Here is a 16,040-nt window from a genome sequence, read left to right as displayed (position 1 = left end):
AGGGAGGGGCGCGCGCGAGAAGTGCGGCACGTGCGACAGTGTCCGCAGCACCGATTATCGTGGACTCGATGCTCTCTCCGTCCTTTCCCCAGCGTGCCCCTTGGGGAACCGCAAGCAAGCTGCGCGCCTGGCAACAGGAGGCGCTGGAACAGTACTTCGAAGCCGATCAGCGAGACTTCCTCGTCGCGGCGACCCCTGGCGCAGGCAAGACCACCTTCGCCCTCACCCTCGCCGTCGAACTCATGCGCATCGGCGAGGTGAACCGCATCATCGTGGTGGCGCCGACCGAGCACCTCAAGACGCAGTGGGCGGATGCCGCGGCGCGCGTGCACATCCGGCTCGACCCGCGATTCCGCAACAGCGACTGGGCGCCCGCACGTCACTACCACGGTGCCGTCGTCACCTACGCGCAGGTGGCTGCGAAGTCGTCCGTGCATCGGCATCTGACGGAGGATGCCAAAACGCTCGTGGTGCTCGACGAGGTCCACCATGGGGGAGATGCCCTGAGCTGGGGTGACGCCATCCGCGACGCCTACGGCCCCGCGAAGCGGCGCCTGCTGCTGTCGGGAACGCCGTTCCGCAGCGATACGGCGCCGATCCCGTTCGTGGAGTACCACCCCGACGAATCCGGGGCTCGCGTCTCGCGCACCGATTACAACTACGGCTACGGTCGAGCCCTGGCCGACGGGGTCGTGCGTCCCGTGCTCTTCCACATGTACGCGGGCAAGATGCGCTGGCGCACCACCACCGGCGACGAACTCGAGACGCACCTCGGGCAGGACAACACGAAGGATGTGACGTCCCAGGCCTGGCGCACGGCGCTCGATCCCGAAGGCGAGTGGATGCCGGCCGTGCTGTCGGCCGCAGATCGCCGCCTCACCGAGATCCGCCACCATGTGCCGGATGCCGGTGGCCTCGTGCTGGCCACCGATCAGACGGTGGCACGGGCGTACGCCAAGATCCTGCACAGCATCACCGGGCAGCAGCCGACGATCGTGCTCTCCGATGACGCGACGGCTTCCGAGCGGATCGAGAAGTTCAGCGCGAACGACTCCCGCTGGATGGTCGCGGTCCGCATGGTGTCAGAGGGTGTCGACGTGCCGCGTCTCGCCGTCGGCGTGTATGCCACGTCGTCCTCCACTCCACTCTTCTTCGCCCAGGCGATCGGCCGATTCGTGCGGGCCCGTCGTCGTGGCGAGGCCGCCAGCGTGTTCCTGCCGCAGGTGCCCGTGCTCATGGGCCTGGCGAACGAGATGGACAAGCAGCGCGACCATGCGCTCGACCGGCAGTCGAAGGAAGAAGACGGACTCGACGATTCCCTGCTCGAGAGTGCCAACCGCGAGGAGGAGACCTCGGATGCCCTGACGCAGGAGTTCAGCTACCAGGCGCTCTCCTCGGTCGCGCACTTCGACCGCGTCGTCTTCGAAGGCCAGGAGTTCGGACAGCTGGCCGAGCCCGGCACCCCCGAGGAGGAGGAGTTCATCGGTTTCCCCGGCCTCCTCGAGCCCGAGCACGTGCACGAGCTGCTCATGCAGCGCCAGACCCGACAGTCGCGGCTGCGAGAGGTGCGCGAGGCCTCTGCCGGTCCGACCGAGACGACGACGCTTCCTCCGCCCCTCCATCGCACGCTCAAGGAGCAGCGGCAGCTCTTGAACAGTCTGGTGGGCCTCTACGCCCGGCAGAGGGGTGAGCCGCACGGCGCGGTGCATGCCGAGCTCCGGCGCATCTGCGGAGGACCGGCAGTGGCGCAGGCGACCGTGACGCAGCTGCAGTCGCGCATCGAAGTCCTGCGCAAGCGCGTGCGCTCCTGATCCGACCTCGACGGCTCCGCTCCGGAGCGCTGCTTCGGATCCCCGAAATGCTGTCAATCCGCGTCTGAGCGGGGTGTCGTCGAGACTCCACGGCTAGCGTTGAACGGTTGCCCGCGCACCGGGCACCGTCACATCTGGAGGATCCATGACAGCCCCCGCTGCCGCCGACCCGACCCCCGCCGATCGCCGGCGCTGGGCGCGCTACCTGGTCGAGGAGCGCGCCGAAGGCGCCGTGTACCAGAGACTCGCGGCGCGCCGCTCGGGGGAGGAACGTGAGATCCTCCTGAGGCTCGCAGACGCCGAACGCCGCCATGAGCAGCATTGGCTCGACCTTCTCGGGGCAGAGCCCGCACGGCTGCCGCGTGCCGGCGTCCGGTCGCGGTTGCTCGGCTGGATGGCGGGCCGCTTCGGGTCGATCTTCGTGCTCGCGCTCGCTCAGAGTGCCGAGGCTCGTTCGCCCTACGACTCCGAGCAGTATGCGACTCCCGCGATGCGCGCGGACGAGAAGGTGCACTACGAGGTCGTCCGCGGACTCGCTGCGCGGGGACGCAGGCGCCTGTCCGGATCGTTCCGCGCTGCCGTGTTCGGTGCCAACGACGGCCTCGTGAGCAACCTCGCGCTGGTGCTCGGCATCGGTGCGACCGGGGTCAGTTCGGGCTTCGTCCTCTTCAGCGGCATCGCAGGACTGCTGGCGGGCGCGCTGTCGATGGGTGCGGGGGAGTTCGTGTCGGTGCGTTCGCAGCGCGAGTTGCTCGCGGCGACCGAGGCGAATGAGGACGCCCATGCCGCTGCCGGCGATCTCGACATCGACGAGAACGAACTCGCGCTCGTGTATCGGGCGCGCGGCATGGACCAGGAGGAGTCGCTGTCGCGCGCGCGACGGATCGTCTCGGCTGCGCAGGCGGGGGTCAGCCGCGCGGCAACGGGTCCGGTGAACATCCAGTCCGGAGACGATCACGAGATCGTCGGGAGCGACTGGACGGCGGCGATCTCGAGCTTCCTGCTGTTCGCCTCCGGAGCGATCATTCCGGTCCTGCCCTGGATCTTCGGCCTCCAGGGCACGACGGCGATCATCGTCGCCTTGATTCTGGTCGGCATCGCGCTGCTGAGCACGGGCGCGATGGTGGGCGTGCTCTCGGGCGGCCCGCCCCTGCGCCGCGCCCTCCGTCAGCTCGCGATCGGCTTCGGCGCCGCCGCCATCACGTACGTGCTCGGCCTGGTGTTCGGTGTCGGCACAGCCTGATGGGCGTGCGCGGACTCACCCCACCACCCGATTGATCGCGGGGACCGTGTATCGGCGGTCGAGAACGGCAGGGTCGGGTTCGTACATCCGCATCACCGGCCGGAAGTCTCCGGCCGGTGCGGGAAGCCAGTTGGCCGCCGCCGTCGCATCTTCGGGTCGTTCATGGCTGATCGTGATGGTGAGAGCGCCTTCCGCATCGCGGACCAGGCCCGGGGTCCTGTCGCCGATGGAGTACCGCGCGATGGGATTCTCCACCAGGTAGAACTCCGGAACGGAGTACATCGTCAACGACCAGAAGGCGGACACGGGCGGCTCGGGGTCCAGACGCAGCGTGTATGTCCGGGCACCGGTGAGCTGTTCTCCGCGGTCGTCGACGTACGTCATGATGTACGCCGCTTCGTAGGGGTGGTTGCCCCATAGACCGCCGAGTGCGGCAGCTGCGCGTTCGGCGATTCGCAGTTCGGGGTCGGTCATCTTGAAGCGGTCGTCATCCAGGGCACCGACCTCGAAGTAGTCGAGGTTGTAGTCGAAGGCGTGGAAGGTGAGCTTCCACCCGTTCTCTTCCGGGCTGGAGCCGTGCGTCAGGATCGTATGGAGGGTCTCCTTGGCGGCGTCCATGTCGCCGACCAGGCGCGCGGCGTCGGAGAGCGGCATCGACGCATAGGGTGATGCGCCCCGCACAGCGATCCCCGTCGAGGCGAGCGAGTCCTGAAGCGGCCGATCACGCTGTGCGGGTGGGAACTGCTGCGACCAGACGCGGAGTTTCTCGAGGAAGAGCGCGCTCTCCGGCGCGTCGGGATCCGGGACGGCGAGGCCTGCAGGAACGGCATCAGGATCTCGCGGCGTCAGCGTCGTGGCGTCCTGGAGTGCGTGTACTTCGGGGAGCTCGTGATCACCGCTCACTGCCCAGCGTCCGACTATCGAGGCGATCGTCGTCGGGAATCGGATCACGACCGTATCTCCGGCGTCGCCGGTCCAGGACGGCGGGACGAGGAGGAACGTCCCCGCGCCCGTTCCGGTCGCGCGATGTCCGACGTAGGCGAAGTTGTTCGTCCATGCGTCGACGAACTGGAGGACGTAATAGCGGCCAGCAGTGTCAGGGACCTGCAGCTCGACCGGGCCGACACTGAGGTCGACCTGCGCCATCGAATACAGCGTGTCGTTGTTGATCGTGACGAACGTGTCTGCCGGCCCTGCGAGCGTCCGAGCGTGGCTGAAGGTGTTGAACCGGGCGGCGGGGTTGGCGCCGACCCCGGTGGTCGTGTAGCGCGTGACCTGATCGAGGTTGAACACGAGCGGGAAACCGTAAAGGTAGGCCTGGGTGATCGTCGAACGATCGGCATCGAGGGCTGTCATGCGGATCAGGCTATCCAGAGCCGTTCGCGTGCAGGGGGAGGAGATCATCCCCCTCGGATGAAGTCACTCGTACGTTGCCTCGCGTCGCCTGCGGACAACGAAGAAGGCCCCGGATCCAGGGGATCCGGGGCCTTCTTCTTCCTGTGCGCGGAGGGGGACTTGAACCCCCACGCCCTTACGGGCACTACGACCTCAACGTAGCGCGTCTACCATTCCGCCACCCGCGCAGGTTTTGGATGATCGTTGCCGACCGAAGAATGACATTACCACGTTCCCCGCGGCCTCTCGAACCGAGCGGTACGCCCGGGCGTGGCACGCGGTTTCGATAGCCTGGAGCACATGACCGATCCCTCTCTTCCCGAGGTCGTGCGCATCGCCAGCGACCTCATCCGCTTCGACACATCCAACTTCGGCGGAGGGAATGCGAAGGGCGAGCGCGAGGCCGCGGAGTACGTGGGCGCCTACCTCGCGGAGCTCGGGCTCGATGTCGAGTACTACGAGCCGATCGCCCGCCGGACCAACGTGATGGCTCGTGTCCCCGGCCGTGACCGAAGCAAACCCGCACTCGTCGTTCACGGTCATCTCGACGTCGTGCCGGCGATGGCCGACGACTGGAGCGTCGATCCGTTCGCCGGCCTCGTCCAGGACGGGATGCTGTGGGGTCGCGGTGCCGTGGACATGAAGAACATGAACGCCATGATCCTCACCTCCGTCGCCGAGATCCTGCGGGCGGGGGAGCAGCCGGAGCGCGACCTCATCCTGGCGTTCTTCGCCGATGAGGAGAACGGCGGCGTCGAAGGTTCGGCTCTCGTCGTCCAGAACCGCCCGGAGTGGTTCGAAGGGGCGACGGCCGCGATCAGCGAGGTCGGGGGTTACTCGATCACTGTCGATGACCGACGTGCGTACCTGCTGCAGGTCGGCGAGAAGGCGCTGATCTGGATACGTCTGGTGGCGAAGGGGCGCGCGGGCCACGGCAGCCGCCTGCACGATGACAATGCCGTGACGAAGCTCGCGGAGGCCGTCGCGGCGATCGGGCGCACGCGCTGGCCGATCCGTCTGACGCCGACGACCACGGCACTGCTGGAGGGACTCAGCGCATTGAGCGGGCGCAGTGCCGACGACCCCGATGCCCTCGCCGCTGCCGCTGGCCCCGCGGAGGCGTTCCTGAGGTCGTCGTTCCGGACCACCACGAATCCCACGGCTCTGACCGCCGGATACAAGCACAACGTGATCCCGGAGCGTGCCGAGGCACTCATCGACGTCCGCGTGATCCCGGGCACGGAAGATGACGTTCTGGCCGAGCTGCAGCAGATCGTCGGCGATGAGATCGTCATCGAGACCGTTGTCCGTGACATCGGTATGGAGACACCGTTCGAGGGCGAGCTCGTCGAGGCGATGGTGGCCAGCATCGGCCGCCATGACCCCGGCGTGCCGGTGATCCCCTACCTCCTGGGCGCCGGCACCGACAACAAGGCGCTGGCCTACCTGGGCATCACCGGGTACGGCTTCGCGCCGTTGAAGCTCCCCGCCGACTTGGACTTCACAGGCATGTTCCACGGAGTCGATGAGCGAGTACCCGTAGAATCGCTTGTCTTCGGCCAGCGGGTGCTGGCCGATCTGCTGCGCACGTACTGAGCGCTGCGCGCTCCGTGCCTCTCTGAACTGAAAGCTCTCCATGCACCTGCTCGAAGCACTGATCCTGGGCATCGTCCAGGGACTCACCGAGTTCCTCCCGATCTCCTCCAGCGCCCATCTGCGTATCCTCGGCACGTTCCTGCCGTCGGGCGAGGACCCGGGTGCGGCCTTCACCGCGATCACGCAGATCGGTACCGAGGCCGCGGTCGTCGTGTTCTTCTGGCGTGACATCGTGCGGATCATCGGCCAGTGGTTCCGCTCACTCGTCGGAAAAGCTCCGCGCAATGATCCCGATGCGCGGATGGGCTGGATGATCATCATCGGCAGCATCCCGATCGTGGTTCTCGGGCTGCTCTTCCAGGACCAGATCGAGACGGTGCTCCGGTCGATGTGGATCGTCGCGATCATGCTCATCGTCTTCGGCATCCTGCTCGGCGTCGCCGATTACGTCGGGGCGAAGCGCCGCAACCTCGACGATCTGACCTACCCGCACGGCATCGCTTTCGGCTTCGCACAGGCGCTGGCGCTGATCCCGGGCGTCTCCCGCTCGGGCGGCACCATCACGATGGGCCTCTTCCTCGGTTACGAGCGCGCCGCCGCCGCCCGCTACGCCTTCCTGCTCGCGATCCCGGCGGTGTTCGGCAGCGGTTTCTATCAGGTGTTCAAGAGCTGGGACGAGCCATCGTTCTTCTCGTTCGGCGACACGCTCGCGGCGACGGGTATCGCTTTCGTGGTCGCACTCGGCGTCATCGCGTTCTTCATGAACTGGATCTCGAAGCGCAGCTTCCTGCCGTTCGTGATCTACCGGATCCTGCTCGGCTCGGTCCTCCTGGTCCTGCTCGGCACCGGGGTGATCGCAGCCTGATCCGGCCTCAGCGCTTGCGGTCTCCTGGACCGTCGTCGCGACGGCGGAGATACCGCTCGAACGCCTGCGCGATCGCATCGCCGGACGCCTCGGGGGAGTCCCACGTGTCGCGCGTGCGCTCGAGCTGACGGATGTACTCGGCCATGTCTTCGTCCTCCGACGCGGCCGCATCGATCGAGGCCTCCCAGGCCGCGGCCTCGGTCCGCAGCGTCTGCCGATCCACGTCGGCGCCGGTCAGCTCTTCGAGCCGGTCGAGGAGGGCGAGAGTCACCTTGGGCGAAGGCGTCGCAGACGCGACGTAGTGCGGCACGCTGGCCCACAGGCTGGCTGTGGGGATCCCCGCGTTCTCTGCGAAGTGCTCGATGACGGAGAGGATGCCGACCGGCCCCTCGTAGAGCGAACGCTCCAGATCGTGCGCTTCGCGGACCTGCTCGTTCTGGCTGGACGCGAAGATGGAGATCGGCCGCGTGTGCGGGACGTCCGAGAGCATCGCGCCGAGGGTGACGAGTCCGGTGATGTCATCGCGCAGAGCCACATCGATGAACTCCGAGGCGAACGACTGCCAGGTGCGGGCCGGCTCAGCGCCGGTCAGCAGCCAGAACTCGGGTCCGGGACCGGGATCGCGCGGACGCCAGAGCCCCGCCTCCGGCCACGTCAGCTGGCGCCGGCCCTCACCGTCCATCCGGCTCGACGGTCGCGTGTACTGGTAGTCGAAGTACAGTTCGGGATCGACGGAGTGCACGAGATCGTAGTCCGACGACGCGCGCAGCGCTTCGATGGCGCCGCTCGCCGCTTCACCGGCATCGTTCCAGCCGTCGAAGGCCGCGATGACGATGCGCTGACCGAGAACATCCATCGAGGGCTCCCTTCGAGATCGTGGACGAGATCCTTCCAGGCTAGTCCGCGACGGCGGGATGCGGGCGGTACCCCGGCTAGCATGGGTTCAGTGAGTAGAAAGCCCAGCGCGGTCCTGTGGGACATGGATGGAACGCTCGTCGACACCGAACCGTATTGGATGGCGGCCGAGACGGCACTGGTCGAATCCTTCGGCGGGTCCTGGAGCCACGAGGATGCGCTGCAGCTCGTCGGAAGCGGTCTGCTCGACAGCGCGGTGATCCTGCAGCGGGCCGGCGTCGCGATGGAGGCCCAGGCGATCGTCGACCATCTGACAGACGCGGTGCAGGACTCGCTCCGCACCAGCGGCGTACCGTTCCGCCCGGGAGCTCGCGAACTGCTCCGCGACCTGCGGAGCGCGGGAATTCCGACGGGGCTCGTGACGATGTCGCTGCGGAGGATGGCACTGAGCGTGGTCGGTCTGATCGATTTCGAGGCGTTCGACCTTGTCGTGGCCGGGGACGATGTGGACAACCCCAAGCCGCACCCCGAGCCCTACCTGCAGGCAGCGGCACTCCTCGACGTCGACATCACCAACGTGATCGTCATCGAGGACTCTCCGACCGGCGTCCGCGCCGGACTCGCTTCGGGTGCGCTGACGCTCGCGGTGCCACATATCGTCCCGCTCGACCATCTCGGCGCGCACCAGCTGTGGCCGACACTCGCCGGCAGGAGCGCCGGCGATCTTAACGATCTCTTCGACAGCATCAACGTCGCGACAGGAGCTTCCTGATGACCGAAAGCCGCGTACCGAGGCCTAGTGGTCCGTTCCGACCGGGCGATCGAGTGCAGCTGACCGGCCCGAAGGGTCGCCTGCACACGGTGACGCTCCGCGAGGACGGGGAGCTGCACACGCACCAGGGCGTGCTGCGCCATCGCGACCTGATCGGCCTTCCCGACGGCTCGGTCGTGGCCAACAGCTCCGGACACGACTATCTGGCGCTCCGTCCCCTGTTGAGAGACTTCGCGATGTCGATGCCGCGGGGCGCGGCGATCGTGTACCCGAAGGATGCGGCGCAGATCGTGATGCAGGCCGACATCTTCCCGGGCGCGACGGTCGTCGAGGCCGGGGTCGGTTCGGGAGCGCTCTCCCTCTCACTCCTGCGGGCCGTCGGGCCGGTAGGAAACCTGATCTCGTTCGAACGCCGCGAGGACTTCGCCGACGTCGCCCGCGGCAACGTCGAGACGTTCTTCGGCGAGCACCCCGAGACCTGGCGCGTCGTCGTGGGCGACCTCGTCGAGTCGCTCCCGAACGAGGTGCAGGCCGGCGCCGTCGACCGGGTGGTGCTGGACATGCTCGCCCCCTGGGAATGCATGGACGCCGTGGCCGATGCGCTCACTCCCGGAGGCGTGGTCCTCTGCTACGTGGCTACGGCGACCCAGCTCTCGCGCGTCGCGGAGTACATCCGTGGCACGGGACTCTTCACCGATCCCGATGCCTCCGAGACCATGGTCCGCGGGTGGCACGTCGAAGGCCTCGCGGTGCGCCCCGATCACCGGATGGTCGCACACACGGGGTTCCTTCTCACCGCTCGACGGCTCGCACCGGGCGCGATCGCGCCATCGGTCAAGCGACGCGCTTCCAAGAGCAGCTACGGCGACGAGGATGTCGAGGCGTGGACGCCCGGCGCCGTCGGCGACCGCGAGATCAGTGACAAGAACCTGCGCAAGCGGGCGCGGGAAGCCGAGAAGGCTGCCGAAGGGGCACGCCTTGCTGCGGCGTCGCGCGATTCCGGGCACGCGACGGAATAGACTGGAGCGCGTGCGTAAAACGTCCGCCGTTCTGGCCACACTCAGCCTCGCCGTCCTCGCCCTGACCGGGTGCACAGCAGCGGGACCCGACGGCGGCGACGCCTGCGACCGCGGGGCCGGGTCGAACGAGATCCGTGACGCCGTCACCGTGGAAGGCGACGTCGGATCGGCTCCGGACGTCAGCGTGTTCAGCCCGCTGCACCTCAAGGAGACCGCCTTCGCCGACACGACAGTGGGCGACGGCCGGCAGATCCTCGACAACACGCAGGCCCTCGTGGTGGAGCTCTCGATCTTCAGCGGTGAGACCGGCAAGCAGGTCTACGCGACGTCGTACGACGAGGCCAAGGGACAGGTCTCCACGGCCGACTACTGGGCGACGCAGTCGCCCGGACTCGAGTCGGTGTTCGAGTGCGCGACGGCGGGATCCCGGATCGTCGCGGCCCTCACGCCGGAAGATTTCGGCGCCAACAACCTGGAGGGTTTCGGTCTCGCGGCCGACGACAACGCGGTGTTCGTCATCGACGTGGTCGATGTGTTCCTCTCCCGGGCCGAGGGTTCCCTCCAGTTCAACGATGCGAAGGGCATGCCGACGGTGGTGCGAGCCCCCGATGGCACACCCGGCGTCATCATTCCCGACAGCGCAGCGCCGACGGAGCAGGTCGTGCAGACTCTCATCAAGGGAGACGGCGAAGAGGTCGAAGCGGGCCAGATCCCGCTTCTGAACGTGATGGCCGTGGGCTGGGATGACAAGAAGGTCATCAACAGCACGTGGGGCCAGGGACCGACAGGCGACCTCTCGACCTCGGCTCCCAGCGTCGCAGAGGCCATCGTCGGCAAGACCGTGGGCTCGCAGCTGCTCGTCGTCACGCCCTCCGGCGACGGCGGCCCTGCCGTCGCCTACGTCGTCGACATCCTGGGCGCAGTCACGGCGCCGACGCAGTGATGGCCAGCCGGATCCCCGCGGAGGAACGCCTCACGAATCTCGTCGTGGCGCTGATGGCCACGGAGATCGGGCTGACCAAGCAGCAGATCCTCGACAACGTGTCCGGATATCGGCAGCGGGCGGATGCGGGTACACGCTCCGACGCGCTGGAGAAGATGTTCGAGCGGGACAAGGACGAGCTGCGCACCCTCGGCGTGCCGATCGAGACGATCGGGGACGCCGCCGATCCGAACGACCTCCGTGAAGCGAGATACCGTATTCCGCAAGCGGAGTATGACCTGCCCAGTGACATCGAGTTCTCCGCCGCCGAAATGGCCGTGCTGCAGCTGGCAGGCAGCGTCTGGAGTGCGGAGTCCGTCTCGGGTGATGCGCAGTCGGGCGTGCGCAAGATCCGCGCGTTGGGCATCGACGGTGACGAGCCGATCATCGGCTTCGCCCCGCGGATCACTGCCCGCGATGCCGCGTTCGCCCCGCTCCAGGACGCGATCGAGCGGTGCCGTGTCGTCGCCTTCGACTACTTGAAACCGGGAGAGGATGCGCCTCGGCGGCGGCGGATCCGCCCCCTGGCCCTGGTCGACTACGAGGCCCGATGGCACGTGTTCGGCGTTGACGTGGATGTCGAGGAGGACAGGATGTTCCTGCTCAGCCGTATCGTCGGCGACGTCAAGGTGAACACGACGACCTTCGACTCCGCGCTCCGAAACGGGGCGGGGGAGCGGGCGCTCTCCGGGCTCGAACGCGTCGCTGCTGCGAACTCCGCTCTGCTGGAGGTCACGCCTGGCACCGAAGCCGCTCTTCGCCTGGGCCGACGTGCCTCTTCGGCGCCGCAGGGGATCCGCGTCCCGTTCGTCGACCTGCACATCTTCGCCGATGAGCTCGCCTCCTACGGGCCCGAGGTGCGGGTGGTCGAACCTGTCGCTTTGCGTGACGCGGTCATCGACCGGCTGCGGGCGGTCGTCGAGGCGCACACAGATCAGGGGAAGGCCTCATGAGCGCGAAATCCAAGCCGCTGCTCGCGGCCGACCGCGTCCGCCTCTACCTCACTCTCGTGCCGTACCTGCTCGAGCACGGCCAGGTGTCCCTCGCCGAGGCGGCCGAGGAGTTCGGCGTGACGCCGCAGGAGATGCGCGGCATGGTCGAGAAGCTGACGGTGATCGGCCTCCCCGGTGAGTCCGGTTACTGGCAGCAGCCGCAGGAGATGTTCGACATCAACTGGGACCTGCTCGACCTCGAGGATGTCATCGAGATCACCAACGATGTGGCCCTGCGTCGGGTCCCGCGCTTCACTGCGCGGGAGGCGGCAGCGCTGCTCGCCGGACTGCAGATGGTCGCGGCGGTGCCGGCTGTCTCGGACTCGGGTCTCGTCGCCGGCCTCATCTCGAAGTTGTCCCGCGGAGCAGCCGATGCTCCCGCCGAGGTCGTCGTCGCCCCGAGCGCCGTCGACGAGGTCCGCGAAGCTGTCGCGCGAGGTCTGCATGAGGGCGTCGCGATCGCTTTCACCTACCAGGCTCCGGATGCCGCACCGACGACCAGAACCGTCGATCCGATGCAGATCCTCATCACGAACGGCCAGTGGTACCTGCAGGGATGGTGCCACATGAGGCAGGCGATGCGGACGTTCCATCTCGACCGTGTCAGCGCACCGACCCTCACCGACATCCCGATCACCCACGGCGGTGAACACGTTCCTGAGGCCTTCGCCGGTCTCGACGACGAACGCGAGGTCACCGTGCGGGTGCCGGAGCGCCTCGCGCCCCTGTTGAGCGGCTTCGTTCCCACCGGGCAGCCCGATGTGGTCGACGGCGCGGTGACCACAACATTGCACCTCGCCGATCCCCGTGGGGTCAAGCGGCTGGCCGGGAGGTTCGGCGGTGCGATGGAGGTTCGGGAGCCGGCCATCGCCCGATCCGCGACGAGGGACTGGGCCGCATCGGGACTCGCGCTGTATCGCCGCCCCGATGCCGAGCATTGATCTGTAGACTGAACCGAACGCTCATCGACGACGGGAATCCTTACATGTTCGCTGGAATGCAAGGCTGGCACCTTCTGATCGTGCTCGCCGTGATCCTCCTTCTGTTCGGTGCCGCCAAGCTGCCGGCTCTGGCGAAGAGCATGGGCCAGTCCGCCCGCGTCTTCAAGGGTGAGATGAAGGCGATGAAGGAAGAGGACGGACCTCGCGCCGACTCGACCATCGCCGACCCCACGTCGGTCAAGGACTCGGGCGCAGACCCTGAGATTCCGCCTCGCTCCTGACCGGCCGTGGCAGCTATCGAACCGACCGTGATGCCGAAGGCGGATCGGGATCGGCGGATGTCGCTCGGCGCGCATCTCGTCGAACTGCGCAAGCGTCTGATGTACGCGGCGCTCGCTCTGGTCGTGGGCATGGTCGTGGCGTTCATCGTCGCCGACCCGGTCATCCACTTCATCACAGAGCCCATCCGCATCATCACCGAGAAGCGCGGTGATGATTTCAGCGCGCTCAACTTCGGCACGGTGACGGCCGCGTTCGACATGCGCATGCGGATCGCCTTCTCGATCGGCCTCTTCATCTCGGCGCCGGTCTGGCTGTGGCAGGTGTGGGCTTTCATCATGCCCGGCCTGACCCGTAAGGAGATCAAGTACACAGTCGGCTTCGTCGTCGCTGCCGTCCCGCTGTTCTTCGCCGGGTGCTACCTGGGCGTGATGATCATGCCGCATGTGATCGAGCTCATGTGGAGCTTCACGCCCGACGGCGCGACGAACTTCTACTACGCGCAGGAGTATTACGACTTCGTCTTCAAGCTGATGATCGTCATCGGGGTCTCGTTCGTGCTGCCGGTCTTCCTCGTCGCGCTGAACCTGGCCGGTGTCATGTCGGGCAGGGCGATCCTCAAGGGCTGGCGCATCGCCATCATCATCGCGACGGTGTTCGCCGCGCTCGCGACGCCGGCCGCCGATGTGGTCAGCATGCTGATGCTCGCCGGAATCCTGATCGTCCTCTTCTTCGCCGCAGCAGGGCTCTCTCTCCTGTTCGACCGGCGCAAGCGCAAGCGCAACGAGGCGACCGGGCTGTTGCCGGACGCGGTATGAGCTCGCCCTCCGAGCGGTACGCGCAGGCCCAGCAGGCAGCGGAGCACCCGGAGTCCTCGGCGTTCGCGGCACTGCAGAAGTTCGAGCTGGATCCGTTCCAGGTCGCGGGATGCCATGCTCTGGAGAACGGCCGCAGTGTGCTGGTGGCCGCACCGACGGGGGCAGGGAAGACGATCGTCGGGGAGTTCGCGATCCACCTCGCGATGCGGACCGCGAGCGACAAGGCGTTCTACACCACGCCGATGAAGGCCCTCTCGAACCAGAAGTTCCGTGAGCTGGTCGAGGTTTATGGGGCGGATCAGGTCGGTCTGCTCACCGGTGACACCAACATCAACGGCAACGCGCGCATCGTGGTGATGACCACCGAGGTCCTGCGCAACATGATCTACGCCGACTCCGCCGCGCTCCGCGACCTGCGCTACGTGATCATGGACGAAGTCCACTACCTCGCCGATCGTTTCCGCGGAGCGGTGTGGGAAGAGGTCATCATCCACCTGCCTCAGCGGGTGCGACTGGTCTCGCTGAGCGCCACGGTCTCCAATGCCGAGGAGTTCGGCGACTGGCTCGACACGGTCCGTGGCGACACCGACGTCATCGTCTCCGAGATCAGGCCCGTCCCCCTGGAGCAGCACGTTCTCGTCCGCGATGACCTGCTTCCGCTGTTCGACGATCGTGCGGGTCTCGCGACCGCGCAGGTGAACCAGGAGTTGATGCGCATTCGCTCGTCGACCGGGTCGAACTACGACAACAACCGGCAGGCGCAGTCGTATCGCAGTGACCGTCATGCCGGACGCCAGGCCAAGCGTCCACCGCGGGGCGGACGGCGGCCCGTGCGCGCCGCCAACGCCCGCCGGATCGAGCGGATGGATCGTCCGGACGTCGTGCACCTCCTCGAGCGCGCGAACCTGCTCCCGGCGATCTTCTTCATCTTCAGTCGAGTGGGCTGCGACGCCGCGGTCCAGCAGGTGCGGCGCTCCGGTCTTCGGCTGACTTCCGCCGAGGAACGAGCGGAGATCCGGGCCCTCGTGGAGGACCGGACCCGTACTCTCCAGGACGAAGACCTCGACGTGCTCGGCTACTGGGAGTGGCTCGACAACCTCGAGCGCGGCGTCGCCTCGCACCACGCGGGTCTGCTGCCGGCCTTCAAGGAAGTCGTCGAGGAGCTGTACCGACGCAAACTCGTGAAAGTCGTCTTCGCGACGGAGACCCTGGCTCTCGGCATCAACATGCCCGCCCGTACGGTCGTTCTCGAGAAGATGGAGAAGTTCAACGGCGAGGCCAGGGTCGCGATCACCTCGGGGGAGTACACCCAGCTCACCGGTCGAGCTGGAAGGCGCGGGATCGACGTCGAGGGCCATGCGGTCGTGCAGTGGACCGAGGGCATGGATCCGCAGGCCGTCGCCGCGCTGGCATCGCGCCGCACGTACCCGCTGAATTCGAGCTTCCGCCCCACGTACAACATGGCCGTGAACCTGATCGACATGTTCGGCAAGGCCAGGGCCCGCGAGATCCTCGAGTCTTCGTTCGCTCAGTTCCAGGCGGATCGCGCTGTCGTCGGACTGGCGCGCCAGGTGCGAGAAGCCGAAGCGTCGCTGGCGGGCTACCAGAGTTCGATGGCGTGCGAGCACGGGGACTTTCCCGAGTACGCCGCCATCCGTCGAGAGCTCAGCGATCTCGAGAAGAAGAACCGTCAGGATTCTCAAGCGCCGAGGGCATCGCGCGACAAGCGGATGAAGCGCATCCAGACGCTGCGCACGCAGATGCAGCGCCACCCCTGCCATCGCTGCCCGGATCGGGAAGCCCACGCGCGCTGGGCGGAACGTTACTGGAAGCTCAAGCGCCAGACCGACCGCATCCGGCGTCAGATCGAGACCCGCACCGGAACGGTGGCGCGCGTGTTCGATCGGGTCGTCGAGGTACTCGAGACTCTGGATTACCTCACGGAGGTCGACGGCGAGACCACGTTGACGGAGGCCGGGCGCACGATGCGTCGCATATACGGAGAGCGCGATCTCCTCGTTGCTGAGTCGCTGCGCCAGGGACTCTGGGCGGGCCTCGATGCCCCCTCGCTGGCGGCGATGGCATGCTGCCTCGTGAATGAACCGCGTCGTGACGAGGCGAACTCGGGGGAGCGGGGCCTCCCACGTGGCGCATTCCGAACGGCATGGGAGAAGACGACGACCCTCTGGGCCGAGCTCGACGACCTCGAACAGGATCATCGTCTGCCGGGCAGTGAACCGCTCGCCGCCGGGCTCGCCGGTGCGATGCACGCCTGGGCTCGCGGGGGAATGCTCGATCGGGTGCTGATCGATGCCGACATGGCCGCGGGAGACTTCGTGCGCTGGGCGAAGCAGACGATCGACCTCCTCGATCAGTTGTCGATCGTGGCCGAGGATGCCGCTGTCGCGCGCACCGCACGCAGCGCCCTCGACGGTGTGCGTCGCGGCATCGTCGCCTATTCGTCGATGTGAT

General features: G+C 67.2%; 14 protein-coding genes and 1 tRNA gene. 12 read left to right on the top strand and 3 right to left on the bottom strand.

Annotation, left to right across the window (positions count from 1 at the left end):
• Positions 1–68: 68 nt before the first annotated feature.
• Together J7E45_RS00910 and J7E45_RS00905 are read left to right on the top strand one after the other, a co-directional pair.
• Entirely contained in the window at positions 69–1,811 is a 1,743-nt protein-coding gene (locus J7E45_RS00910; RefSeq protein WP_091037598.1) for a DEAD/DEAH box helicase, read from the top strand.
• Positions 1,812–1,956: 145 nt separating this feature from the next.
• Entirely contained in the window at positions 1,957–3,054 is a 1,098-nt protein-coding gene (locus J7E45_RS00905) for a VIT1/CCC1 family protein (RefSeq protein ID WP_091036285.1), read from the top strand.
• 15 nt (positions 3,055–3,069) lie between these two features.
• Here J7E45_RS00905 and J7E45_RS00900 read toward each other — a convergent pair whose 3' ends face one another.
• Positions 3,070–4,410, bottom strand: a complete 1,341-nt coding sequence (locus J7E45_RS00900) for a DUF1254 domain-containing protein (protein WP_215066512.1) — start codon at positions 4,408–4,410, stop codon at positions 3,070–3,072.
• Between the two features lie 144 nt (positions 4,411–4,554).
• A tRNA-Leu gene (locus tag J7E45_RS00895) sits at positions 4,555–4,637 on the bottom strand.
• A gap of 112 nt (positions 4,638–4,749) precedes the next feature.
• On the opposite strand from J7E45_RS00895, the gene J7E45_RS00890 reads away from it, so the two are divergent.
• Together J7E45_RS00890 and J7E45_RS00885 are read left to right on the top strand one after the other, a co-directional pair.
• Positions 4,750–6,045, top strand: coding sequence for a M20/M25/M40 family metallo-hydrolase (locus J7E45_RS00890; RefSeq protein ID WP_215066510.1), 1,296 nt, complete (start codon positions 4,750–4,752; stop codon positions 6,043–6,045).
• Between the two features lie 40 nt (positions 6,046–6,085).
• On the top strand, positions 6,086–6,910 hold the full coding sequence (locus J7E45_RS00885) for an undecaprenyl-diphosphate phosphatase (RefSeq protein WP_215066509.1): 825 nt from the start codon (positions 6,086–6,088) through the stop codon (positions 6,908–6,910).
• A gap of 7 nt (positions 6,911–6,917) precedes the next feature.
• Here the strand turns inward: J7E45_RS00885 and J7E45_RS00880 are convergent, their stop codons facing one another.
• Positions 6,918–7,766, bottom strand: a complete 849-nt coding sequence (locus J7E45_RS00880) for a PAC2 family protein (RefSeq protein WP_091036297.1) — start codon at positions 7,764–7,766, stop codon at positions 6,918–6,920.
• An 81-nt stretch (positions 7,767–7,847) separates the two neighbouring features.
• Here J7E45_RS00880 and J7E45_RS00875 point away from each other — a divergent pair, with 81 nt between their 5' ends.
• Genes J7E45_RS00875 through J7E45_RS00840 form a run of 8 tightly spaced genes read left to right on the top strand, consistent with a single transcriptional unit; the run spans position 7,848 to position 16,039 of the window.
• Entirely contained in the window at positions 7,848–8,537 is a 690-nt protein-coding gene (locus J7E45_RS00875) for an HAD family hydrolase (RefSeq protein WP_374225435.1), read from the top strand.
• Positions 8,537–9,556: a tRNA (adenine-N1)-methyltransferase gene (locus tag J7E45_RS00870; protein ID WP_215066507.1), complete on the top strand. Its 1,020-nt coding sequence runs from the start codon at positions 8,537–8,539 to the stop codon at positions 9,554–9,556. The genes J7E45_RS00875 and J7E45_RS00870 overlap by 1 nt, the downstream gene beginning before the upstream one ends.
• 10 nt (positions 9,557–9,566) lie before the next feature.
• Positions 9,567–10,499, top strand: coding sequence for a hypothetical protein (locus tag J7E45_RS00865; protein ID WP_215066505.1), 933 nt, complete (start codon positions 9,567–9,569; stop codon positions 10,497–10,499).
• Positions 10,499–11,491 carry a YafY family protein gene (locus J7E45_RS00860; RefSeq protein WP_215066503.1) on the top strand — a complete coding sequence of 331 codons (993 nt, stop codon included), beginning with the start codon at positions 10,499–10,501 and terminating at the stop codon, positions 11,489–11,491. Before J7E45_RS00865 ends, J7E45_RS00860 begins: the two co-directional genes overlap by 1 nt.
• Positions 11,488–12,471 (top strand): YafY family protein, encoded by a 984-nt coding sequence (locus J7E45_RS00855; protein WP_091036312.1) that lies wholly within the window; start codon positions 11,488–11,490, stop codon positions 12,469–12,471. Before J7E45_RS00860 ends, J7E45_RS00855 begins: the two co-directional genes overlap by 4 nt.
• Before the next feature lie 44 nt (positions 12,472–12,515).
• Positions 12,516–12,752, top strand: a complete 237-nt coding sequence (gene tatA / locus J7E45_RS00850; RefSeq protein WP_215066501.1) for a twin-arginine translocase TatA/TatE family subunit — start codon at positions 12,516–12,518, stop codon at positions 12,750–12,752.
• Positions 12,753–12,809: 57 nt separating this feature from the next.
• Positions 12,810–13,568, top strand: a complete 759-nt coding sequence (gene tatC, locus J7E45_RS00845; protein ID WP_091037601.1) for a twin-arginine translocase subunit TatC — start codon at positions 12,810–12,812, stop codon at positions 13,566–13,568.
• Complete coding sequence (locus tag J7E45_RS00840; protein ID WP_215066499.1) at positions 13,565–16,039, top strand: RNA helicase; 2,475 nt, start codon at positions 13,565–13,567, stop codon at positions 16,037–16,039. The genes tatC and J7E45_RS00840 overlap by 4 nt, the downstream gene beginning before the upstream one ends.
• Position 16,040: the final 1 nt, after the last annotated feature.

It is taken from the genome of Microbacterium sp. ISL-59, from assembly GCF_018613945.1.
GTDB lineage: Bacteria > Actinomycetota > Actinomycetes > Actinomycetales > Microbacteriaceae > Microbacterium > Microbacterium oxydans_B.
Note: the sequence above shows the minus strand (reverse complement) of the source record. Positions and strands in the feature narration are given on the sequence as shown.